Annotated in this window: 19 protein-coding genes; 10 read left to right on the top strand and 9 right to left on the bottom strand. The window is 61.8% G+C overall.

What is annotated here, in order from left to right:
- Positions 1-60 precede the first annotated feature (60 nt).
- Together rhaI and ABZ728_RS14985 are read right to left on the bottom strand one after the other, a co-directional pair.
- The gene (gene rhaI, locus ABZ728_RS14990; protein ID WP_366657024.1) at positions 61-1362 is read right to left on the bottom strand and encodes an L-rhamnose catabolism isomerase; all 1302 of its coding nucleotides are present in this window, start codon (positions 1360-1362) and stop codon (positions 61-63) included.
- 43 nt (positions 1363-1405) lie between these two features.
- Positions 1406-3502, bottom strand: coding sequence for a bifunctional rhamnulose-1-phosphate aldolase/short-chain dehydrogenase (locus ABZ728_RS14985; protein ID WP_366657023.1), 2097 nt, complete (start codon positions 3500-3502; stop codon positions 1406-1408).
- Between the two features lie 219 nt (positions 3503-3721).
- Here ABZ728_RS14985 and ABZ728_RS14980 point away from each other — a divergent pair, with 219 nt between their 5' ends.
- From ABZ728_RS14980 to ABZ728_RS14950, 7 genes are all read left to right on the top strand, one after another.
- Complete coding sequence (locus ABZ728_RS14980; RefSeq protein ID WP_366657022.1) at positions 3722-4552, top strand: DeoR/GlpR family DNA-binding transcription regulator; 831 nt, start codon at positions 3722-3724, stop codon at positions 4550-4552.
- An 80-nt stretch (positions 4553-4632) separates the two neighbouring features.
- Positions 4633-5646, top strand: coding sequence for a rhamnose ABC transporter substrate-binding protein (rhaS, locus tag ABZ728_RS14975; RefSeq protein ID WP_366657021.1), 1014 nt, complete (start codon positions 4633-4635; stop codon positions 5644-5646).
- A gap of 101 nt (positions 5647-5747) precedes the next feature.
- On the top strand, positions 5748-7340 hold the full coding sequence (locus tag ABZ728_RS14970) for a sugar ABC transporter ATP-binding protein (protein ID WP_366657020.1): 1593 nt from the start codon (positions 5748-5750) through the stop codon (positions 7338-7340).
- Positions 7337-8380 carry an ABC transporter permease gene (locus ABZ728_RS14965; RefSeq protein ID WP_366657019.1) on the top strand — a complete coding sequence of 348 codons (1044 nt, stop codon included), beginning with the start codon at positions 7337-7339 and terminating at the stop codon, positions 8378-8380. Before ABZ728_RS14970 ends, ABZ728_RS14965 begins: the two co-directional genes overlap by 4 nt.
- A complete protein-coding gene (locus ABZ728_RS14960) occupies positions 8377-9378 on the top strand; it encodes an ABC transporter permease (protein WP_366657018.1) in 1002 nt (333 codons plus the stop codon). The genes ABZ728_RS14965 and ABZ728_RS14960 overlap by 4 nt, the downstream gene beginning before the upstream one ends.
- A gap of 17 nt (positions 9379-9395) precedes the next feature.
- Positions 9396-9710, top strand: a complete 315-nt coding sequence (gene rhaM, locus ABZ728_RS14955; protein ID WP_366657202.1) for an L-rhamnose mutarotase — start codon at positions 9396-9398, stop codon at positions 9708-9710.
- Positions 9707-11101, top strand: coding sequence for a hypothetical protein (locus ABZ728_RS14950; protein ID WP_366657016.1), 1395 nt, complete (start codon positions 9707-9709; stop codon positions 11099-11101). The genes rhaM and ABZ728_RS14950 overlap by 4 nt, the downstream gene beginning before the upstream one ends.
- Before the next feature lie 84 nt (positions 11102-11185).
- Here the strand turns inward: ABZ728_RS14950 and ABZ728_RS14945 are convergent, their stop codons facing one another.
- The 7 genes from ABZ728_RS14945 to ABZ728_RS14915 all read right to left on the bottom strand — a co-directional run bounded on the left by ABZ728_RS14945 (position 11186) and on the right by ABZ728_RS14915 (position 19416).
- Positions 11186-12037, bottom strand: a complete 852-nt coding sequence (locus tag ABZ728_RS14945; protein ID WP_366657015.1) for an ABC transporter permease — start codon at positions 12035-12037, stop codon at positions 11186-11188.
- Between the two features lie 22 nt (positions 12038-12059).
- Entirely contained in the window at positions 12060-13346 is a 1287-nt protein-coding gene (locus tag ABZ728_RS14940) for an ABC transporter permease (protein WP_366657014.1), read from the bottom strand.
- Positions 13347-13456: 110 nt separating this feature from the next.
- Positions 13457-14566: an ABC transporter substrate-binding protein gene (locus ABZ728_RS14935; protein ID WP_366657013.1), complete on the bottom strand. Its 1110-nt coding sequence runs from the start codon at positions 14564-14566 to the stop codon at positions 13457-13459.
- A 174-nt stretch (positions 14567-14740) separates the two neighbouring features.
- Positions 14741-15832, bottom strand: coding sequence for an ABC transporter ATP-binding protein (locus ABZ728_RS14930; protein WP_366657012.1), 1092 nt, complete (start codon positions 15830-15832; stop codon positions 14741-14743).
- Positions 15833-16351: 519 nt separating this feature from the next.
- On the bottom strand, positions 16352-17200 hold the full coding sequence (locus tag ABZ728_RS14925) for an amidohydrolase family protein (RefSeq protein WP_366657010.1): 849 nt from the start codon (positions 17198-17200) through the stop codon (positions 16352-16354).
- Positions 17201-17423: 223 nt separating this feature from the next.
- A complete protein-coding gene (locus ABZ728_RS14920; protein ID WP_366657009.1) occupies positions 17424-18452 on the bottom strand; it encodes a hypothetical protein in 1029 nt (342 codons plus the stop codon).
- Complete coding sequence (locus ABZ728_RS14915; RefSeq protein WP_366657008.1) at positions 18442-19416, bottom strand: PqqD family protein; 975 nt, start codon at positions 19414-19416, stop codon at positions 18442-18444. The genes ABZ728_RS14920 and ABZ728_RS14915 overlap by 11 nt, the downstream gene beginning before the upstream one ends.
- Positions 19417-20063: 647 nt before the next feature.
- Here ABZ728_RS14915 and ABZ728_RS14910 point away from each other — a divergent pair.
- The 3 genes from ABZ728_RS14910 (at position 20064) to ABZ728_RS14900 (ending at position 22787) form a co-directional block, all read left to right on the top strand.
- On the top strand, positions 20064-20345 hold the full coding sequence (locus ABZ728_RS14910; protein ID WP_366657007.1) for a PqqD family protein: 282 nt from the start codon (positions 20064-20066) through the stop codon (positions 20343-20345).
- A gap of 79 nt (positions 20346-20424) precedes the next feature.
- Complete coding sequence (locus ABZ728_RS14905; RefSeq protein ID WP_366657006.1) at positions 20425-20904, top strand: lasso peptide biosynthesis B2 protein; 480 nt, start codon at positions 20425-20427, stop codon at positions 20902-20904.
- A complete protein-coding gene (locus tag ABZ728_RS14900) occupies positions 20901-22787 on the top strand; it encodes an asparagine synthase-related protein (RefSeq protein WP_366657005.1) in 1887 nt (628 codons plus the stop codon). Before ABZ728_RS14905 ends, ABZ728_RS14900 begins: the two co-directional genes overlap by 4 nt.
- Positions 22788-22790 lie beyond the last annotated feature (3 nt).

Raw genomic sequence — 22790 nt, 5'->3', positions numbered from 1 at the left:
GTTCACGATGCACCGCTTACCTTCAACACAAAGGCACTACCAGGCGACCTCCGCCCCACCCTAAACAATTCCCGCCGACGGTCCGCCGGTGGAGGGGCGTTCCGCTGCCTTGGCCTTGCGATAGCCGCTCTGGCGATAGGTGGCCAGTGGGTCGATCGCGGCGCCATTGCGCAGCCGCAGCGTCGCCGTGATCGGCGCGACGTTGGTCTCATAGGCCGATTTCAGGATCCGGTGCGCCAGCAAGGCGTCGTTGTTCTGCTGGGCCGCGCGCAGGGCCGGACGATCAACCAGCAGCGCGCGGGTATAGGCGTGCTGGACCTCCATCGCCGACACCATAAGGCTTTCGATCGGATCGGTCACATTGTGCGACTGGTCGAGCATGTAGGCCGGATCGAATCCCGACCGGCCCTGATCCTCGGCATCGACCAGTTCGTTCATCACCAGGAAAAGCTGGAACGGATCGATGGCGCCGCTGTCCAGATCGTCGTCGCCGTATTTGCTGTCGTTGAAATGAAAACCGCCGAGTTTTTCGAACTGGATCAGCCGGGCCACGATCATCTCGATATTGGTGTTCGGCGCATGGTGCCCCAGGTCGACGAGGCAATGCGCCTTTGGCCCCAGTTCCCGGGCGCAGAGATAATTCGTGCCCCAGTCGGCAATGACGGTGGAATAGAATGCCGGCTCATAGTGCTTGTGTTCAAGAAACACCCGCCAGTCGTCCGGCAGGGCAGCGTAGACCTTTGCCATGCTGTCGAGATAGCGTTCCAGCGACTCGATGAACGGCTGTTGGCCGGGGAAGTTGGTGCCGTCCCCGACCCATACCGTCAGCGCCCTGGATCCCAGCGCGCGGCCGGTCTCGATGCATTCGATGTTGTGCTCGATCGCCTGCGCCCGCACATCCGGGTCGGTATGGGTCAGGCTGCCGAATTTGTATGACAGCGGCTGACCTTGCTGATCCTGAAACGTGTTGGAGTTGACGGCGTCGAAAGCCAGCCCCTCGGCCGCCGCCGCCTGCTTCAGTTCATCGGTGTCGTTGACGCGGTCCCACGGGAAATGCGGCGAAATGGCCGGCGTCGCGCGCACAAGCTGGTGGATGGTACCACAGTCGGCGATCTTCTCGATCACCGAGCGTGGTTCGCCGTCCATGGGAAAGCGTGCGAAGCGGGTTCCGCCGGTGCCCACGCCCCAGGTTGGCAGCGCGACGGCAAAGGCGCCGACACGCTCGCGCACCCGGTCGATGGCGACCCCGCGTCGGGCAAGCTGCTCCCCCAGATGATTGTAGTCGCGCTCCAGCGGTGCGGCGAGATCCGCGTTGGCCGCATCGATATGATCCTGCGTAACGCGATGAACCGGACTGGACATGGCACCTTCCCCCTGTTTCGTCGTTTCTGTCGCACCTCGGCGATTATCGCGTAAAGCTCGGCGGATGCCCGGCATCGACATTGATGATGTTGCCGGTGGACTTCGCCGCCTGTTCCGACGCCAGGAAATAGATCGCCTCGGCGACGTCCTCCGGCAGCACGCTGCGCTTGAGCAGACTGCGGTTGCGGTAATGCTCTTCCAGGTCGTCCTCGCCGATGCCATAGGCCTGGGCGCGTTCTTCCTTCCATTTGCCCGTCCAGATCCTGGACCCCCGGATGACGGCATCGGGATTGACGGTGTTGACCCGAATACCGTGCGGTGCGCCTTCCAGCGCGACCGAGCGGGCAAGCTGGATTTCCGCCGCCTTGGCGGTGCAATAGGCCGACGCATTGGCCGAAGCCACGAGACCGTTCTTGCTGGCCACGAACACCATGGATCCGCCGATCCCCTGACGCTTCATCAGTTTGAAGGACTCCCGCGCCACCAGAAAATAGCCGGTCGACAGGATGTCCATATTGCGATTCCAGAGCGCCAGCGACGTCTCATCCAGCGGCGCGGACGACGCGATCCCGGCATTCGACACCACGACATCGATGCCGCCGAACAACCGGGCGGCGTCGTCGATCATCGCCGTCACCCGCGCCTCGTCGGTCACATCGACACTCACGCCGGCCACCCGATCGGCGCCGGACTCACCGGCCAGCGTCTCGACCGCCGAAGTGACACCCTCGGCATCGACATCGGCCAGCACCACACAGGCGCTTTCGGCCAGCAACCGGCGGGCAGCCGCCATGCCGATGCCACCGGCGCCGCCGGTCACGACCGCGACCCGGCCCGCCATCGCCTTTTGCTTGGGCATACGCTGGAGTTTTGCTTCCTCCAGCAGCCAGTATTCGATGTTGAAGGCCTCCTGCTCGTCCAGGCCGACATACTCGTCAACGCCATCGGCGCCGCGCATGACATTGATCGCGTTGGTATAGAATTCCGCCGCGATCCGTGCCGTCGCCTTGTCGCCGGCAAAGGTGATCATACCGACCCCCGGCACCAGATAGACGACCGGGTTGGGATCGCGGATCGCCGGGCTGTCGGAATGGCGGCAGCGTTCGTAATAAGCCCGGTAGTCCTGACGATAGGCTTCCAGCGCATCCGGCAGACCGTCGACCCGGCCTTCCGCGCCAGGCTCAAGCACCAGCGGGCGGATCTTGGTGCGCAGGAAGTGATCGGGGCACGAGGTGCCGAGTGGTGCCAATGCGTGCAGACGTTGCGAGTTGACGAATGTCAGCACTTCCGGCGCGTCAGTAAAGTGGCCGATCTTGGCCTTCGCCGCGCCGATCAGGCCGCGGATTTCCGGCATCAGGGCCGAGGCGATGCGCGCACGTTCGTCTGCCGGCCGTGCCGCGACGCGTTCGCCGCCGAACGCCGGCGCCGATTCGTTGGCCGCCAGCCAATCTGCTGCCTTTTGTATGATCCGAAGCGTCGTGCGATAGCAGTCGCGGGCCGTCTCACCCCAGGTAAACAGGCCGTGGCCGCCCAGCACGACGCCTGTCAGGTTCGGATTTTCCTTCGCCAGGCGTTCCAGCTTCAGCCCCAGATCGAAGCCGGGCCGCTGCCAGGGCAGCCAGCCCAGTTCACCGCCGAAGATTTCTGTCGTCAATTCCTCGCCCCGGCTGGCCGCCGCGATCGCGATGACGGCGTCGGGATGCACATGGTCGACGTGGCGATAGGGCAGATAGGCATGCAGCGGCGTGTCGATGCTGGCGGCGCGCGGGTTCTGATTGAACGTGCAATGGGGCAGGAAACCGACCATCTCGTCTTCGTGGTCGATGCCGCGGTAGTGCTGCTTGATCTGTTCCAGCTTGTCGAGATAGAGCGTGGAAAACCCGCCCAGATCCATGGACCCGAGATCACCGCCGGACCCCTTGACCCACAGCACGTCGACCATCTCGCGGGTCAGCGGATCACGCATCGGAATCTTCGCCGAGGTGTTGCCGCCGCCGTAATTGGTGATCCGCTTGTCGCGCCCCAGCAGATTGGAGCGGTAGAGCAACTGGCCCGGCTCATCGAGATCCGCGGCGACGCGATCGTCCCAATGATCGTCGAGCGGTGGCATACGAGTGTCCTGGCCGGTGTCCTGGGTCATTTGGGCGAACTCCCTCTCGCGCGATTGGCCGACGTCGGCGGCCGCTCTGATATGGCGACTGTGGTGCCACACTAACGCCGGAGATAATCACGTTCAATCACGAATGCGCATTAAGGATGCGAATGTTGCGCTGCGATGCGCAGTTTCGATCTTATTCGATCATTTTCGATTGACAGCGTGATCGTTTATGACAGTCTGATAGCAAGGTGAGGAGACGACATGCATCAACGTGAACGCCATATGCTGATCCTGAATACGCTGGCCGAGCGGGGCCTGACCCCCGTTTCGGAACTGGCGCGAATCTGCGGCGCATCGCAGCCGACCATTCGGCGCGACATCGTTGGGCTGGCGGCGACGGGTCAGCTCGTCAAGGTTCACGGTGGCGCCGAACCGGTCGCCAACCAAAGGCGGTCGACGCAGGACACGGGGGCGCCCAGCCCGCTGTCCGCGCCGGTATTTCGGCACAGCGAAACGATCAACTATGCGCAAAAGCGCGCGATCGCCCGCGAAGCCGTCGCCCTGTGCCAGGATGGCGAATCGATCATCGTCAACGGCGGCACCACTACCTATCGGATGGTCGAGTTTCTGGCCGACCGCCATCTGCAGATACTGACGAATTCGTTTCAGATGGCAGCCGATCTCGTCGCCCACAGCGAGAACCGGATCATCCTGCCGGGCGGCGAGGTCTATCGCGACCAGAACATCATCCTCAGCCCGTTCGGCAACGACACGACGCAGAGCTACTACGCGTCGAAGGTGTTCATGGGCGCGCGCGGCATCGGCCCGCAGGGCATGATGGAAGCCGACCCGCTGCTGATCCAGGCCGAGCAGAAGCTGATCAATCAGGCCGGCCGGTTCATCCTGATGGTCGACAGTTCGAAATTCCACCAGCAAAGCGCGCTGATTCTGTGTCCGCTCGATCGCATCGACGCGGTGATCACTGACGACGGCATCGACCGCGCGGCCCGGAAAATGCTGAGCGATGCGGGAATCGACCTGGTCGTGGCGACGGTCAGCGAGGAGGACCGCGGCGCATTTCGGGCCGCATAGGGTACGACAAGGGGGGGGCAAGTCCGAAAACGGAACCCCCGCGATACAACCACAACCACTTGAAACTTTGGGAGGAAACCATGCGATTTACCAGGACCCTTACAGGCCTTGCCGGTGTTCTCGCACTGGCCCTGGTCGGCGGCGCCAACGGTCAGGCCGAAGCCCAGGACGATCTGCGCATCGCCATGGTCGTCAAGTCGCTCGGCAACAACTTCTTCGAGGCCGCACGCGACGGCGGTCAGGAGGCGGCCGAAGAACTGGGCAATGTCGAGATCATCTACACCGGCCCGACATCGCCGACCGCCGAAGGGCAGATCGAAACGATCAATTCCCTGATCGCCCAGCAGGTCGACGCGATCGTGGTGTCGGCCAATGATCCCGACGCCCTGGTGCCGACGACCCGCCGTGCCATGCAGCGCGGCATTCCGGTGATATCGTTCGACAGCGGCATCAGTGCCGATGGCCGGCTGATGCATCTCAACCCGTCCAACAACGAGCTGATCGGCCGCAAGCAGATCGAAATGATCTCCGAAACGCTGGGCGGCGAAGGCGACATCGCCATCCTGTCGGCGACGGCCCAAGCCACGAACCAGAACATCTGGATCGAGGAAATGGAAGCCGTGCTGGAAGAGGACGACTACAGCGGCCTCAACCTGGTCGACGTCGTCTATGGCGACGACCAGTCCGACAAGAGCTATCGCGAAGCCGTCGGCCTGATCCGCTCGCATGAGAATCTGCGCGGCATCATCGCCCCGACGACGGTCGGCATTACCGCCGCCGCTCAGGCGGTCGCCGACGAAGAACTGATTGGCGACGTCTACGTCACCGGCCTCGGGCTGCCGTCGGAAATGGCGGGTCACGTCGAGTCCGGCGCGGTCGAAAGCTTTGCCATCTGGAACCCGATCGACCTCGGCTACACGGCCGTACACCTCGGCTATCAGTTCGCCACCGGCGATTTCGAGGGCGCGGAAGGCGAGGAGATCCCGGCCGGGCGCATGGGCACGATCACGATCGGCGAAGGCGGCGAGGCCGCCATGGCCGAACCGTTCGAATACAACGCGGGGAACGTCCAGGATTTCGTCGACGTATTCTAATCCGGCAAATCCTGAAATGCCCGATGGACTGCGCCGGTTCGGCACCCCCTGCCGGGGGTATCGGGCCGGTCGCGACCGCCGACGACCCTAAGGATCGAACCGTGGCGCTTACCGCTGAAACATCCACCCGTTCGACGTCGGACCCGAGCTCCGCAACCGGCACCCGGAGCAACGGAACGCCGGTGCTGTCGCTGAGCGGATTGTCCAAGAGCTTTCCGGGCGTAAAGGCACTGTCCGACGTCCATCTCGACGTCTATCCGGCCAGCGTGCTGGCGCTGATCGGCGAGAACGGCGCCGGCAAATCGACGCTGGTCAAGATCCTGACAGGGGTCTACACGCCCGATACCGGCACGATCGAAGTCGACGGCCGACCCATCGTGCTGACCGGCACACAAGACGCGTGGTCCGCCGGCATCACCGCGATCCACCAGGAAACGGTGATGTTCGACGAGTTGTCGGTCACCGAAAACATCTACATGGGGCGGCCGATCCTGCGCTCCGGCGGTCTGCTCGACTGGGCCGCCATGCGACGGCAGACGGCGGCGATCCTGGAGCGCCTGGAAATTCCGGTCTCGCCCGACGACCAGATCAAGAACCTTAGCGTCGCCCAGCGCCATTTGGTAGAGATCGCACGGGCTCTGTCGCACGACGCTCGCGTGGTCATCATGGACGAACCGACCGCCGCGCTGTCGCAGCGCGAGATCGACGACCTGTATGCGATCATCCACCGGCTGAAAGCCGAGGGCAAGGCGGTCGTCTTCATCTCGCACAAATTCGATGAGATCTTCGCCATCGCGGACCGCTATGCAGTGCTGCGCGACGGCCAGTATATCGGCGACGGCGCGGTGCAGGACACCGATCAGAACGCCCTGGTGACCATGATGGTCGGCCGCTCGCTCGACAGCGTCTTCCCGAAGGTCACCGTGCCGATCGGCGACGTCACCATGTCCGTATCCGGCGCGCGCAACGCAACCGAGTTCGCGGACATCGATTTCACGCTGCGCCGCGGCGAGATCCTGGGGTTCTATGGCCTGATCGGCGCCGGGCGAAGCGAGTTGATGCGCGCGCTGGTCGGCGCCAACGCCATGACCGGCGGCACGGTCACCATCGGCGGGCAAACGGTGCGCATCCGCTCGCCGCGCGACGCCATCCGCGCCGGCCTGGTCTATGTGCCCGAAGACCGCCAAACCGCCGGCGCCGTGCTGCCGATGTCGATCAAGGACAACATCACGCTGCCCCTGCTCCGGCGCATCACCGGTTCGTTGCTGCTGAACCGGAGAAAGGAGCTGGACGTGACGCGGCGGTACGGCGAACGGCTGTCGATCCGTGCGGCATCGTGGGCGCAGCCGGTCGAGACGCTGTCCGGCGGCAATCAGCAGAAAACGGTGATCGCCAAATGGCTGGCGACGCGGCCCGACATCATCATCCTGGACGAGCCGACCAAGGGCATCGATGTCGGCTCGAAGGCAGCCGTCCATGAATTCATGGGCGAGCTGGCCGGCGACGGTCTGGCCATCATCCTGGTCAGTTCCGAACTGCCCGAGGTGCTGGGCATGGCCGACCGCGTCATCGTCATGCACGAAGGCCGGATCACTGGCGAGTTCGATCGCGCCGACGCTACCCCGGCAGCCCTGGTCACGGCGGCAACGGGAAACCGGCCCGCCCCTTCGAGCCGATCGGGAGGCGAGGCATGAGCGTCACCACCGCACCTCTGGCGGGCGTCTGGAATCCGGCCGGCTGGCTGAAGCGGCGGGAACCGGTTCTGGCCATTCTGCTGATCGGGATGATGTTGCTGATCGGCCTGCGCGCGCCGGTCTTCCTCAGTCAGCGGAACCTGGATACGGTCCTGACCGACAGCACCATCCTGGTCATGCTCGCCGCCGGACAGATGCTGGTCATCATGACGCGCGGAATCGACCTGTCCGTCGCCGCCAATCTGGCGCTGTCGGGCATGGTGGCGGCGTTGATTCAGCTGCAGTTCCCCGGCGTGCCGATCGGCTTTCTGATCGCTGCGGCCATGCTGGTCGGGCTGACATTGGGCGCTTTCAACGGCCTTCTGGTCGCCTATGTCCGGATTCCACCGATCGTGGTGACACTGGGGACGATGTCGATCTATCGCGGGCTGATTTTCGTGGTGTCCGGCGGCGGCTGGGTCACCTCGAACCAGATGACCGACATCTTCCTCAACCTGCCCCGCATGCGCTTTCTCGGCCTGACCAGCATGGTCTGGTGCGCGGTGGTGGTCGTGGCCCTGGTCTACGTCTTCCTGCGCCACACCCGCTATGGCCGCGAGCTTTATGCCGTCGGCGGCAATCCGGTGGCGGCGCGCTATCTGGGCATCGACCTGCCGGCGCGCCAGTTCATGGTCTATTGCCTCTCCGGCCTGATCGCCGGATTGTGCGGCTATCTTTGGGTGGCGCGCTATGCAATCGCCTATACCGAACTGGCAATGGCGTTCGAACTGCAGGTGGTCGCGGCCTGCGTCATCGGCGGCATCAGCATCGCCGGCGGCATCGGCACCCTGGGCGGCGCCGTATTGGGGGCATTGTTCCTGTCGGTGATCTACAACGCCCTGCCGGTCATCAACGTGTCGCCGTTCTGGCAGATGGCGATCGCCGGCATCGTGATCCTTGTCGCCGTAGCGATCAATGCCCGCGACGAAGCATCCGGAACCAGGAGAATCCTTCGGGAAAGCCATGCGGGTTCCGGTAAGGGGGAGAGACCATCGCCATGACGTCACGGCACACAGCCATACCGGACCGCCCGCCCTGGACCGTCGGCGATTTCCTGCTGCGATGGGAAGTGATGCTGATCGGGCTGCTGGCGGTGGTGGTGACGGCCAACAGCCTGATATCGCCCTATTTTCTCAACATGTACAGTCTGGCCGACAGCACGTTCAATTTCTCGGAGAAGGCCATCATCGCCCTGTCCATGGCGCTGGTGATCATCTGCCGCGACATCGATCTGTCGGTCGCGGCGATCATCGCCCTGGCGTCCACGGCAATGGGGTTGGCGGCTGAAGCCGGTGCCGGTGTGCCCATGCTGGCGGTGATCGGCATTGTAGTGGGGATCATCGCCGGCGGGGTGAATGGCGCGATCGTCACCCGCTTCGCGGTGCCGGCGATCGTCGTCACAATCGGCACGATGTCGCTCTACCGTGGCATCTCCTATATCGTCCTGGGCGATACCTCGCTGTCGGAATACCCTGCCGATTTCTGGGTGCTGGGCCAGGGCTATGCGTTCGGTCTGATCCCTTACGAGTTCATCATCTTTCTGGTCCTGGCGGCGATCATGGCGTTCGTGCTTCACGGGACCGTGATCGGCCGGAACATCTATGCAATCGGCAACAACCCCACAGCCGCACAATTCTCCGGCATCCCCGTCGACCGCTATCGCTTCTGCCTGTTTACCCTCAACGGCGCCTTTGCCGGGCTGTCGGCGGTACTGCTGACCTCGCGCATCGGCAGCACCCGGCCCAATATCGCGCTGGGCTGGGAGCTGGAAGTCGTCACGGTCGTCGTGCTGGGTGGCGTCAGCATCCTCGGCGGTTCGGGCACGATCCCCGGCGTCGTGCTGGCTGTGCTGGTGCTGGGCATGTTCACCTTCGGGCTGGGCCTGATCAATGTGCCGGGCATCGTCATGTCGATCTTCATCGGCCTGCTGCTGATCGGCGCCATCGCGCTGCCCATCCTGCTGCGCCGCGCGATGGAGCGCCTGCGCAGCCACTCATGAGTTCCGGGACCGAGATCATGGAACAGATCGCCTTCAAGATGCATCTGAACCCCGGCCAATCGGCGGCATACAAGCGCCGTCACGATGCCATCTGGCCGGAACTGGCGAAGGCGCTGCGCGATGCCGGCGTCCGTGACTATTCGATCTTTCTGGACGAGGAAACGAACACACTGTTTGCCGTGTTGAAGCGTGAGGACGGCCATACCATGGACGCCTTGCCGGAAACCGCGATCATGAAACAGTGGTGGGCGCATATGGCCGATATCATGGCGACCAATGACGACAACAGCCCTGTTCAGTCGCCGTTGACCCGGGTTTTTCACCTGCCATGACAGCCTACGCTGGCCCCATACGGCGCCCGGCCGTGCTGGACATCGGCAAGACCAACGTCAAGCTGGTCGTCCTTGACGCCGCCGGGAGAACCGAGTGGCAGGACGAAACGGCAAACACCGTGTTGCCGGGCCCGCCCTATCCGCATTTCGACATCGACGGCATCTGGCACTGGGTCCTTGATGCACTGTCGCGCGCCGGCCGGGACCATGCGATCGACGCCATCCTGCCCGTCACGCATGGGGCGGCGGCGGTACCGGTCGACAGCGGCGGCGAAGCGCTGCCGGCGCTGGACTATGAATATGACGGTCCGGAGGGTGACGCGGAGTACGACCGCATCCGGCCTTCCTTTGCCGAAACACTGTCGCCCGCCCTGCCTGGCGGCCTGAATATCGGACGTCAGTTGCATTGGCTGAAGACCGCCCATCCGGCGCTCTGGTCGAAGGCGGCCGCGGTCCTGCTGTATCCGCAGTACTGGTGCCGGCGCCTGGGGGGCCGCGCTGTCTCGGAATTCACTTCAATCGGGTGCCACACCGATTTGTGGGTCCCGGCCCGGGGTGAATTCTCCTCGCTGGCCCGGGCCGAGGGTTGGGATGCGCTATTCCCGCCCTTCGAACCGGCCGGAGCAGACCTTGGGCCGATCGGCGCCGATATCGCCAGGCATACCGGCCTGATGCCGGATTGCCGCGTACTGAACGGCCTGCACGACAGCAACGCCTCTTATCTGCGCTATCTTTCGACCCGGTCACGGCCGTTCACGGTGCTGTCGACCGGCACCTGGATCATTACCATGTCGGGCATGGAATCGGGCGAACCGCCGCCCCTGGACCCGAAGCGCGATACGCTCGCCAATGTCGATGTCAACGGCAAGCCCGTGCCATGCGCCCGGTTCATGGGGGGCCGGGAATACGCCGCGATCTCCCCGACCAAGGATGTCGCCGCCACCATCCAGGACATTCAGACTCTCATTGATTCCGGAACCATGGCGCTGCCGAGCCTGGCCGGGCACAGCGGCCCGTTTCCGCATGCCAAAGGACGGATCGCCAATCCGCCGGACTCCGATGCCGGACGGACGGCCCTCGCCGCCCTTTATTGCGCGTCGATGACCCGAACCTGCATTGAACTGGTCGACGGTCGGGGCGACATCGTCGTTGACGGACCGTTCGCACGCAACGGACTCTATTGTGGAATTGTGGCTGCCCTGTTTCCAGACCGACGTGTCATTCCAGCGGTTCCAGGCGTAGGCACGGCGGCGGGGGTGGCAACCCTGATCATGAATGCGGGGAAATCTGATGCCGACCAATCGCCAGTGTCACCCCTGCCCCTGATCGACCTTGACGCGTATTCGAGGGCCTGGTGTCACGAACTGAAATCGGAGCTTCCTGAATTGTAACTGCGCGGGCATAGCGCCACCCTCATTTGGCAACGCGGCGCCGTTGTTGCCCGGCACCGCGCATTTGCCCTGCGTCAGACTTCCTCAGGTCGGACGGATGCCGCGAATACGTTCGTTCCGGCGGCGCAGCAGTTCAAGGGTGGTCAACAGCAGCACCGAGATCAGCACCAGCAATGTTGCAACGGCCAGGATCGTCGGGCTGATCGACTCCCGAATACCAGACCACATCTCGCGGGGGATCGTTCGCTGCTCGACACCTGCAACAAAGAGCACGACAACGATTTCGTCAAAGGATGTGATAAAGGCGAACAGGGCACCGCTGATCACGCCGGGCGTTATCAAGGGGAGGATGATCTTGAAGAACGTCGTTGTCTGATTTGCGCCAAGGCTGGCCGATGCCCGGATCAGGCTCTGATCGAAGCCGGACAATGTCGCCGTCACCGTGATTACGACGAATGGCGTCCCCAATGCGGCGTGGGCGAGAATGACGCCAAGAAAGCTCTGAGCCAGACCGACCGATGAATAGAAAAAGAACATGCCAGCCGCCGAGATGATCAGCGGAACGATCATCGGTGAAATCAGGACACCCATCAGCAGGCCACGATAGGGCATGTGGCTGCGCGACAGGCCCAGCGCGGCAATGGTTCCCAACGTCGTCGCTATGAATGTCGATGCAACGCCGATGATCAGAGAGTTCCTGATGGAGGACATCCAGCGCTCGCTGCCGAAGAAGTCCTGATACCACCGCAGAGAGTATCCTTCCGGGTTCAGCGTGAGCATCTCGCGGGTATAGGTGAAATACGGCTCGGCATTGAAGGACAGCGGGATGATCACGATGATCGGCATCATCAGGAAGAAGAAGACCAGCCCGCAAATCACGAGATAGGAATAATGCCAAACCCGTTCGATCGGCGACGTATAGGACGGAAGTGCCATGATGTTGTTCCTATTCTCTCGCTCAACCGAATTTCAGCTTTTCCACACCGACGAGCCGGTTGAAGAGCCAGTAAAGGATCAGGACGCCGGCCAGGAGGATCGAGCCCAACGCCGCTGCAAGCCCCCAGTTCAGGGATGACTGCATGTGGTGGGCGATCAGGTTCGAGATCAACTGCCCCGATTGTCCGCCGACCAGGGCCGGGGTGATGTAATAGCCGATGGAGATAATGAAGACGAGAATGGCCCCCGCCGCGATACCGGGCACGGTCTGCGGCACATAGACCCGCCAATAGGCCAGGAAAGGATGGGCACCCAGCGAACAGGCAGCCCGCATATAGCTCGGCGGAATGGTTTTCATGACGCTGTAGAGCGGCAACACCATGAACGGCAACAGGATATGCGTCATCGCAATGACCGTCCCTGTCGCATTATAAACCATTTGAACGCGGTTATCGTCAGACAGCAAACCCAGTGAAACCAGTATCTCGTTGATGACGCCCTGTTGCTGAAGCAACACGATCCAGGCTGACGTTCGCACCAGCAGCGACGTCCAGAACGGCAGCAGCACGAAGATCATCAGTAGATTCGAGTATCGCATCGGCAACGTTGCCAGCAGATAGGCGATAGGGAATCCAAGCGCCAATGTCGTCAGTGTGATCGAGATGCTCAGAACGAGCGTCCGCCCGAACAATGGCAGATAAATTCTACGATTTTCGTCCTGAAATTGGACGCTGCCGTCTTCGCCGTAGCCCATATCGACCGCGGCAAGATAGTAACTCGCCGTAATCGGCGAGGCCTCGCGCTCGATGATCCGCCATGTTGATATTTCGCCCCAATTGGGATTGAGGTCGATCAGCGCTTCCTTGTAGGGCGGCTCAAGTTCATCGGCTCTACGCGCCGAACCGGAGAAAAGGCTTCTTGCACCGCTCATCTCGTAGTTCAGGCGAACAGCGACCTGTCCGATTGTCCGGTTCTCGCCGCCCACGATCAGATCGTCGACCATCGCAGCGTAGACCGCCTCGTCGGGCAGGCCGTCACCGTCCCAGGTTTCGATGGCTTCAACGGTATTGGGAAGGTATGTGACAAGGGCCGGATTGTCGACGCTGCGCCACAGCATCGAGGCAATCGGCAAAATAAAAGTAACGATGATAAATAGCAGCAGTGGTGTTACCAGGAAAAAAGCTGCCAGCTTCTTGCGCCGTTCCGCACGTTTGAGGCTGGATTTGAGCGGCACGCCGTCCGCCGTGACGAGCTTGGGTGCCGCGGCGCCATCGGCGACTTGATTTTCTGCGTGCTCTACCGTCGTCATCCGCTCAAAGCTCCGGCCTTAGGGGGCAGTCGTAACCTGGGTGATTTTTTAACGCTGGCCGGCCCGCATTTGCGGACCGGCCTCCGTCAAAGTAATACCGCGGAAGCGGACTACTGCAGCATCCAGTTGCTGAACCGTTCCCGCAGCTGGTCGCCATAATCCGCCCAGAAGTTGTTATCGAGCAGAATTGGCGCGAAGTAGTTATCGGGATTGGTCGGCATATGCTCGACCATATCGATACCCAGATCTTCGTGCTCACCAACCAGGTCCGCAGAGGACGCGCGCGCCGGACCGTACGAGATGTACTTGGCCTGGTCAGCCAGTCGCTGGGTGTCCGTCGCCCAATAGAGGTAGTCCATCACGGCGTCGAGGTTGGGCGTATCGAGCGGCACGACCCAGCCATCCCATTCCACGATCTGACCGTCCCAGATGATCGCGAAGGGCTGACCTTCGACTTCAGCGGCGTTGAAGATCCGGCCATTGTAGCCGGTCGCAAACGAAACTTCCTCGTCGGCGAGCAGCTGCGGCGCCTGGCTGCCTTCGGTCCAGAAGACCAGTTCGTCCTTGATCGTGTCGAGCTTGGCAAAGGCGCGATCGACGCCTTCGGGGGTCGCCAGGACATCGTAGATATCTTCGATCGCCACGCCGTCGGCATAAAGCGCCCACTCGAGATTGGCGGCAGGACGGTCCTGAATGGCGCGACGTCCCGGATAGTCTTCGACGTTGAAGAAATCATCGATCGAAGACGGCTGCGCATCTTCCGGGAACATGTCGGTGTTGTACGACATGATCGTCGAGTAGACGATCTGGGGAATGAAGCAGTCCCCCAGCGAGCCCGGCAGAAAATCTTCTGAAGCGGGGGTTCCGTCCGGCGCAGGCGCAAGCATCTCGTCGTGATCGATCTCCATCAGGAGACCTTCATCACAGGCCAGCTGCGCGTCGGACGGAAGCATGTCAACCAGATCCCAGGTGACGTTGCCTGCTTGCGACTGCGCACGCAGACCGGCAAGGGCATTGGCCGAGCTGTCGTCGTTGACGATCTCGATCTCCGGATTGGCTTCCATGTAGGGGTTATGGTATGCGCGCTGCTGGCTCTCGGAATAAGCACCGCCCCAGGAAACCACCGTCAGGCTCGTTTCCTGCGCATTGGCCGAACCGGCGCCGAGTGCCAGCAGTCCGCCAGCCGCAAGAACTGTCGTCGAAAGTGCGATTGATCGCATTAATAAAGCCTCCTCATTGATTTTCGTGAGCGGGTATCGCGCATTCGATCCCCGCCCGGCTGCTCGGCCGCGGACACATTGGTGCCCGCCATATACAGCCTACCGCAGTCTTCTCCCGCTTACCGATCGGCTGATCCGAACAACCTACCCGACCTGTCGAGTGACAGAGGCGAGTCAGCCGTCCAGCGCGCGGCAATCTTCGAGAGACCACCCAACATCGATGGTATCACCGACCGTCAACCTTGCGTGGCGGCTGGCGTTCGGCACCTTGACAATGAAATCGTCGTTTCCACAAACGGAGACGCGGGTTCTTATATGATCGCCCAAATAGATCAGTTCCTTGACACGAGCCGGCACGACATTTGGATAGGTACCAGCCTCCGGCGCGATCTCGACCCGCTCTGGCCGCAACGACAACGTCGTCCGATCACCCTTCTTGTCAACATTGACCTTGAGGGCTCTGATCGCCGTCCCGTCGGCAAGCCGAACCACGCACTCATCGCCGTTGATCTCAGCCACGGTTCCGTGAAACCGGTTGTTCTCGCCGATAAAGGCAGCACAGAAAGCATTCATCGGACGCTCGTACAGATCTTCGGGCGGCGCCAACTGCTGCACGATACCGTCGTCGAAAACCGCAATGCGGTTCGACATCGTCAGAGCTTCGGTCTGGTCGTGCGTCACATACACGACCGTGACGCCAAGGCTTTCATGGATGTGCTTGATCTCGTACTGCATCTGCTCACGCAGAGTCTTGTCGAGCGCGCCCAGCGGCTCGTCCATCAGCACCAGATCGGGTTCAAAGACCAGAGCACGGGCGACCGCGACCCGCTGTTGCTGTCCGCCCGATAGCTGAGCGGGTCGACGCCCGCCCATTTCCCCGAGCTCGACCATATCGAGCGCACGCTTCACCTTTTCGGCGGTCGTGGCCTTGTCCATCTTCCGGACTTGCAGAGGGAAAGCAAGATTTTCGGCGACTGTCATATGCGGAAACAGGGCATAGTTCTGGAACACCATGCCAATGCCCCGCTTGTGCGGTGCCACGGAATTGATCGCACTTCCGTTCAGGACAATGTCGCCAAATGTCGCCGACTCGAATCCGGCGAGCATCATAAGGCATGTCGTCTTACCGGATCCGGACGGCCCCAGCATTGTCAGGAACTCGCCCCGCGCGATCGAGAGGTTCAGGTTTTTGACGACAAGTGTTTCGCCGTCATAACTTTTCTGAACATTACGGAATTCGACAAATCCATCGTCCGTTTCAGGCATGCAGCCGCTCTCTTCTAGTTATTGCCCAGCCGGTAGCCGGAGAGGACCACAATAGGATTGCACCCTCGCCGCCCTGTTCAACCACGCCGTTCATCCAGCATTTGATCGATTAAATGACCGCAGCCACCTTATGTCAAAGCAAAAATTGATACGGTCCGACCCGGACGCTGCCGAGAGGCCGTCATGGCGGCCAAATATCGGACAGCATTGTTGTACCGTTTACGGGATACACCGCGCCGAATCGGGGAGTTTAGAACTGATTCATAGTGAATAATACGGATACTGGGCAAAAAACTTCGTGCTCAAACCATGAACCATTTCCTTTCATGGGTAATGATGCTGTGCATTTTTTGCCACCCGGTCGTTCCAGCTACGGCAGTCGGCTTCAGATGACACCCTGCGCCAGCTGCGGTCAGTAGCATTTATCTCAATCACTAGTCTCGAAAGCAAGATGATACGCGGATTTGCCGGCATTCACCGTTATACGCTCGCGATTCACGTGCATGAGGCTTCCCCGTATCAGGCGAGCCGGTAGAACCGGGAAGCGGACTCCGACAGGACAGCGCGGCGCTCGCTCTCTGACAGTTTCGCCAGATATTCCTTAATAACGGCAGCCCACTGCGGGTAGGTTGTCGCCAGTGTACAAACTGGCCAGTCGCTGCCGAACATAAGGCGGTCGGGTCCGAACGTTTCAAGCGCGACGTCCAGGCAGGGGTCAAGATTGGCGACCGTCCAGTCGCTCCCAGCCTCGGTTGCCAGGCCGGAGAGTTTCGCAAATACATGATCCATGGCCGCGAGGGCTCGCATCTGACGCCGCCATTCCCGCAGATCGCCGCTGGCAATTGGCGGCTTGCCCAGATGATCGAGAACCATGGGAATATCGGGACATTTGGCGGCGAAACCGAGGGCGGCATCGAATTGGCTCGCCCGGATGCAGATGTCGAAGGACAACGAATAGCGACCGAGTAACTTCACGCCCGAAATGAATTCTTCCCGAAGGCAGAAATCGGGATCCGGCTCATCCTGGATGAGGCGCCGCACGCCGCGCACCAGAGGTATTTCGGCCAACCGATCAAGGGTCGGTGCGGCGTCGTCGCCAGCTTCCAACGGCGCCCACGCGACGATTCCGCGAATCGGCATTCCCTGCGCCGCCAGGCCGGATACCCAGTGGACCTCCTCGACGGACTGATCGCGGCGGCATTCCGCCTGAACGAAAACGGCACTTTCGACACCGGCCTCGCGCATGAGCGGCATCGCTTCCGCTGGAAGATGCGGCCTGTTGATCGGCGGCACTGCGGCAAGCCAGCCATAGTCCAGATGATCCGTGTCCCAAAGGTGAAGATGCGAATCGATGATGTCCGCCGTCATGCCGGGCCTCCCTGCTGCCTGATCCGGTTTCTTCGAACCGCGGGCACCAGAGTACACCATCCCGGGCCGGCATTGCGAGACGCCCGGTTCTGCCCTGCCCGGCCCTACCCTGCCGCTGGCATGGGCGAATGCAGCGGATCCTGAAGCAGATCGCAACTTCTCGCCGGCGTCCCCGGATGTTGCGGTACCGTTCGGTTACGCCAGACCGGGAGGCGCTGCCTGCCTAACGGTGCGCGCAGCCCGACTGGGTGCAACTGTCGAGGATCGCCTGCCGCACCTCCGGTAACCGATCCATACCGCGGGGATAGCGCAAACGCAGGACGGGAACCGTGGTTGCTGTTCGGGCGAGAAGATTCAGCCGCCGTTTCTGCCACCCCAATGCGTCAACCCAATCGACAGCGAAGGAATTGCCCAGCAAATACGCCAGGACCTCGCGCGTGGACAGGCGCTCCATCTCGACCTGTTGGCTGTCATCAGCAATCATTTCCGGCACGAAAAGGCGCGCCACACGCACCGCCCGATCGTGAAAGGCTCCCAGTCGCTGTGGGCAGACATCGATGCGGCGCTTGGTGAAGGCCGGATGAACTGTTTCCGCATCGCTCCAGTCGGCCAGGAAATGGTCCGCTACGTCGGGCCACATCCGCATTTGCGGGAAACCGGGATGACCTACCACGCCTCCGGCCGTCGCTTCGAGCGGCAGGATGTCGTCGGTCAGCAGTGGGCAGTCCGTCTGCATCAGGCTGGCGGCGAGCGACGTCTTACCGCCCTTGTTGCTGGCCAGAAACCCGATGCAGGCGTCGCCGATCACAACCGCCGAGGCGTGCAGCGCGATCACCCCCCGGCGTTCCAGCCAGACCGAGAATACGTCGCCGAGCAGTTGAATCTCGACGAGGTAGTCGGAGGTCGGATGGCGCCGATGCGTGACGATGCGGTCAAGATAAAGAAAATGGTCGGCCGACTCCGGGTAGTTGAGTACCAGCACCTCGTCCGGGGTGCCGGCACGCAATACATAGATGCGAAAGAATGGCACGCTGTCACCCGGACGAATTGGACTGACATATACCGGCAACTGCGCATCGGGGTCGAAGTCCTCCGGCGCCTCGCGGACGCGGGCGAAGACAAGATCAGGCGCACCATCGCCCTTCGACAGGCGATTCCGGAAGGGAAAGTCGCTCGCCATGGTGAGGCCATACAGTCGATGGCGTCGCAGTGACGGCGCCGCGACCGCCCTTGAACCTCGATCAATCGTCACCGTCTTGTCTCCGCTGCAGAAGCCCCTTGCCGAACAGGGTTTCGGCAAGGGCCTGGAGGTCGCGGCCGAGGGTGGCGTCGTCTACATCATAAGCCGCGCGCAAGACGGCAAGGGCGGGTCTGGTGTCGCCGGTTGTCACCAGGGCCCGCCACATGTCGGCCCCGACATTATCGAGTGCATGGGTGCGCCCCGAACTGGCCTCGCCGACAAGAATGGTGTCGCCAAAATCGGCATAAAGCACGCCCTTGCCGACAACGATGGGGCCCGTGTCGTCCTTGTTCACCTGGATCCGCGCGGCATCGGGATCCCAGCCAATCCGGTTCTTGAGGCAAAGCTCGGGTGGCAGGAGATTCCAGTGCTTCTCCCGTCGGCTGGTCACCGGATTCCAGAATCCGACATCCGGTTCGTTCCAGGCAAAGCCGAAGGGGGGGTACTGACCGCACCAGTAGCCGCCATCGCCGCCTCTTTGCCGCTGGAATTCCAGCCAGTCCGCATATCCTGCACCTTGCCGGACGGGCGCTTCGTCCTCCAGGTCATTTGCACTCAGGCAATCCAGCACGCGCGGCTCCCGCTCAACGATCGCGCGGCGCAATGCCGGTGGGGAATAAAGTGGTGTGAAGATGATGTTGTCGCTTGCAAGCCTGGGCAAGAAGCCTTTGAATCGGGCGCCGCTCAGGGCGCAGTCATCGACGACGACCAGCGGGACCTGAGGCGAGTTGGGGGCCGAGTCGGGGAGCGTAAAGCGTTCGGCGGGCAGGTCGAGAGCATAGGCCAGCATTCCAAGGACGATGTGCCCGCCTCGCGGAATCGCGGCATACTGAAATTCATCCCGGGCAGCGCTTCCGAAACGCGCCTGCAGTAGAGAGGCCAGGTGCAGGCAGTCAGCTTGCGCCTGATCATAGCCGACATGGTGAAGCCTCGGCAGGTCATCCTGGATGCGGTGAAGCAGGTACTGCAGCCGCACCTCATCCGAATCATCGAAGTACCCGGCTACGGCGATGCGTGCTTCCGGTTCGGTCCGTACAATGAGGACCGCTTCGCGAAATTCACGCCAGACAGAGCTGCTCGCCAGCGCGCGGGCAATCGACTCTGCGTCTCGCGCGCTTAAAAAATTATCGAAGCTGACTCTTTCTGTTCCTGGCGGGACATGATCACATGAACCAGCCAGGAAAACAAATCTGCCTGCCTTCATCCGACGCGGTCACCGGGAGCCTTCTCCTTGTCAACGTGCCGGACCCGGCAGCATGACTGAACCACCCATAGGCCGACCACGTACCGTATCCGAGCCAGGGTTCGTAAGACCGACTCGAGTCAGTTCCTTCGCTGTCCCAAGATCTTCAAGGACGGGACGGTGATATGGCTTTTTAGGTGGGTTCATTGCATTGCCCTCGTTTCATAGTCCAAAACACGACCGAAGGATTGGCCTGCAGTCTTGGGAGGACAATCCGCTTACTACAACAGATTGGTTAACATACACACGCCTATCAAGCAAGAACAATAGCGCATTCACCGAAAAATTGTATTTACTGGAGAATCTATCGCCTTGGATGGATATGACGCTGTCATTACCGATTTCGTTGACAGAAGCGCCGATCGCAGCGACAAAAAGATATGGATGCAATTACGGTCCGATCGGTTGTTGAAGCAAAGCCGGAGCCGCTGGCGGCGCCGCTGGCCGAAGGGCTTGTAATCTTACAGGTTGAGACTGACCGCTACTACAACCTGAATGAACTGGGAACCGAGGTCTGGGGGCTGATTCAGAAGCCCACGACGGTCAACGAGATCGTCGATAATATCACCTCGACCCATGACGTCGACGCCGAGCGCTGCGAAGCCGACATCGTCTCGCTTCTGCAAGACATGGCGCGCGCACGACTGATCACGGTGCGCTGAAATGCGGATGGCCGGAGACAAGCACGAGCTGGACCGTCGGCTCACCCCAGGCGGTGCAAGCACACGTACGGGACGTCGCATGAACCGGGCAGCATCTTCGTGGCAACAAAGGATCTTGCGCTTTCTGCGCTCTCCGGCAAATGAGCGCCGGCTGTTTCTGCGTGCGGTGCCGATCCTGGCGGCCGTGCGCATCGCCCTGTGGCTCGTGCCGCTAAAAACCGCGTTGCGGCTGACCTGTCGGGCGCGGGATCGGCGTGGTCTGTCCCGCGCTGACGGGCCGGGGGTTCACGACCTGGCGCAGGCGGTCCAGCGTGCAGGCCGTGTGATCCCCAAGGCCAACTGCCTTCCCCAAGCCTTGGCCAGCCAGATTATGCTTGGCCGCGCGGGCCATGAGAGCGAGGTGCGGATCGGGATCCGTCAGGACCCTGAGCGTGGCTTCGAGGCACATGCCTGGATTGAGCATCGGGGCGAAGTCGTGGTGGGCGAACTTCCGGACATGGCGCGGTTCACACCGATGCCCTCGCTGGAGCGATATCTCGGACGACACGTTCCCCGGTGAGTGGAGTCTGCGGAATCCTCAACCTTCAAGGCGGACCGGCCAACCGGACCTCGCTGCAGGCCATGCTCGATGCCGGATCGCATCGCGGCCCCGACGGCGCCGGAAACTGGGTCGGAGACAGTGTCGCTCTCGGTCATTTGGCGCTTCATGTCACGCCAGAGGACCGGGCCCCCCAGCCACTAGTGGAAGGCGGGCTGGTTATTGCCGCCGATGCGCGGATCGACAATCGCCAGGACCTGCTGAATGCATCGACGGTGGACGGAGGAGAGGCTGCCGGCAGTGCGCGTCTCATCCTGTCGGCCTATCGCCGCTGGGGGCGCGCCTGCGTCGACCATCTGATCGGCGATTTCGCCTTTGGCATCTGGGATCGCACCGAGCGACGCCTGCTTCTGGCGCGAGATCCGATGTCATCGCGCCCGCTCTATTACCGGCTGACCGATCACCAATTGATTTTTGCGAGCGAAATCGCCCAGATCCTTGCCGTCCGGGGCGTTCCAGCCGAGCTTGACGAACTTATGGTCGCAGCGCATTTGACCGCCCAGCCGGTGGCGCTGGATCGGACCTTCTATCGCGGTATCGCGCAGTTGCCCCCGGGCCATGCCCTAACGATCCAGCAGGGACGAACGCGGGTCTGGCGATACTGGGACGTCGAGGCCGGCCGCCGGATCCGCTATCGCAACGCCAGCGAATACACCGATCACTTCCGCGAGCTTTTCAAGGAGGCGGTCTGCTGCCGGCTGCGTGGTGACCGTCCTGTTGGCTTGATGCTGAGCGGGGGCGTGGATTCCGGCTCAGTCGCGGCAACGGCCGGCTGGCTACTGGAGAATGATCCGGCGGGCCTTGGTGAATTCCGCACTTATTCCCATGCGTTCGAGCGTCTGGCGCAATGTGACGAGCGTCACGTCAGTCGCCTGATTACTGATCGCTATCGCCTCCCCGCGACCAACGTTCCGGCTGATGATGCATTTCCGCTTGCGGACCACCCCGAAAACGGGCCAACACCAGACGCGCCCACGACATTGATATTTCGCCCACTTAATGATCGCGTGCTTTCTCGCGCGCGCGCAGATGGCGTCGCGACGATGATCACCGGTTTCCGTGGTGATCTCCTGGTGGGGGTATACTACGATGCCCTAAGCTTCTTGACAGCAGGACTGTGGCAGGATCTTTCGATGGTGCTGAAACCCGACCGCCGAACATGGCGTCGGTTCCCGAAATCGGTCACCAAGCACTTGCTCTTGCCGGCGCTGATGTCATGGGGACCAAGCGGGCTCCAGGCACCGATACAGCGATGGTTTTGGCATCGAATGATCGGCCGACCCAAGGTGCCGCCATATCCGGACTGGCTCCGCTCCGAATTCGCCGAGCGGGCCGGTCTGGCGAAACAACTGGCATCCGTGGAAGCACCAACCTCGGTTCGAAACGCCTCGGTGCGCCGGCGTTATCAGACTATCTTCGATCCTCTTTATGCTTTCACCATGGTCGATTTCGAGCGCAACCATGCGCGACACGGCCTGCTACATGCCGATCCGTGGAGCGATCGACGCCTTGTTGAATTCGTGCTGGCCATTCCGCAGGAAGAACTGAACCGACCGAGCGGTTACAAGCGCTTGGCCCGGGACGCCATGAAAGGCATGATGCCGGAAGACGCAAGGCAGAAGCTGGACAAGGTGTCGCTGGGTCCGCTTTCGCAATACGCCCTGCAGATCGGAGCGCGCGACACGATCACCCATCTGATCACCGACTCTCAGGTCGCTGCCCGCGGCTTTGTCGACGACGCCAAGCTGCAAGCCCTGTATGAAGCGGCCTCCCGCGGCGGGAGCACGACGGGTCTATGGGAGATTCTTTGCCTCGAAGTCTGGCTGCGCCGGTATTGGACCTGACGT

The sequence above is a fragment of the Fodinicurvata sp. EGI_FJ10296 genome (genome assembly GCF_040712075.1).
Lineage (GTDB): Bacteria > Pseudomonadota > Alphaproteobacteria > DSM-16000 > Inquilinaceae > JBFCVL01.
The sequence above is the reverse complement of the archived record's forward strand: the minus strand, read 5'-3'. Positions and strand labels throughout refer to the sequence as shown.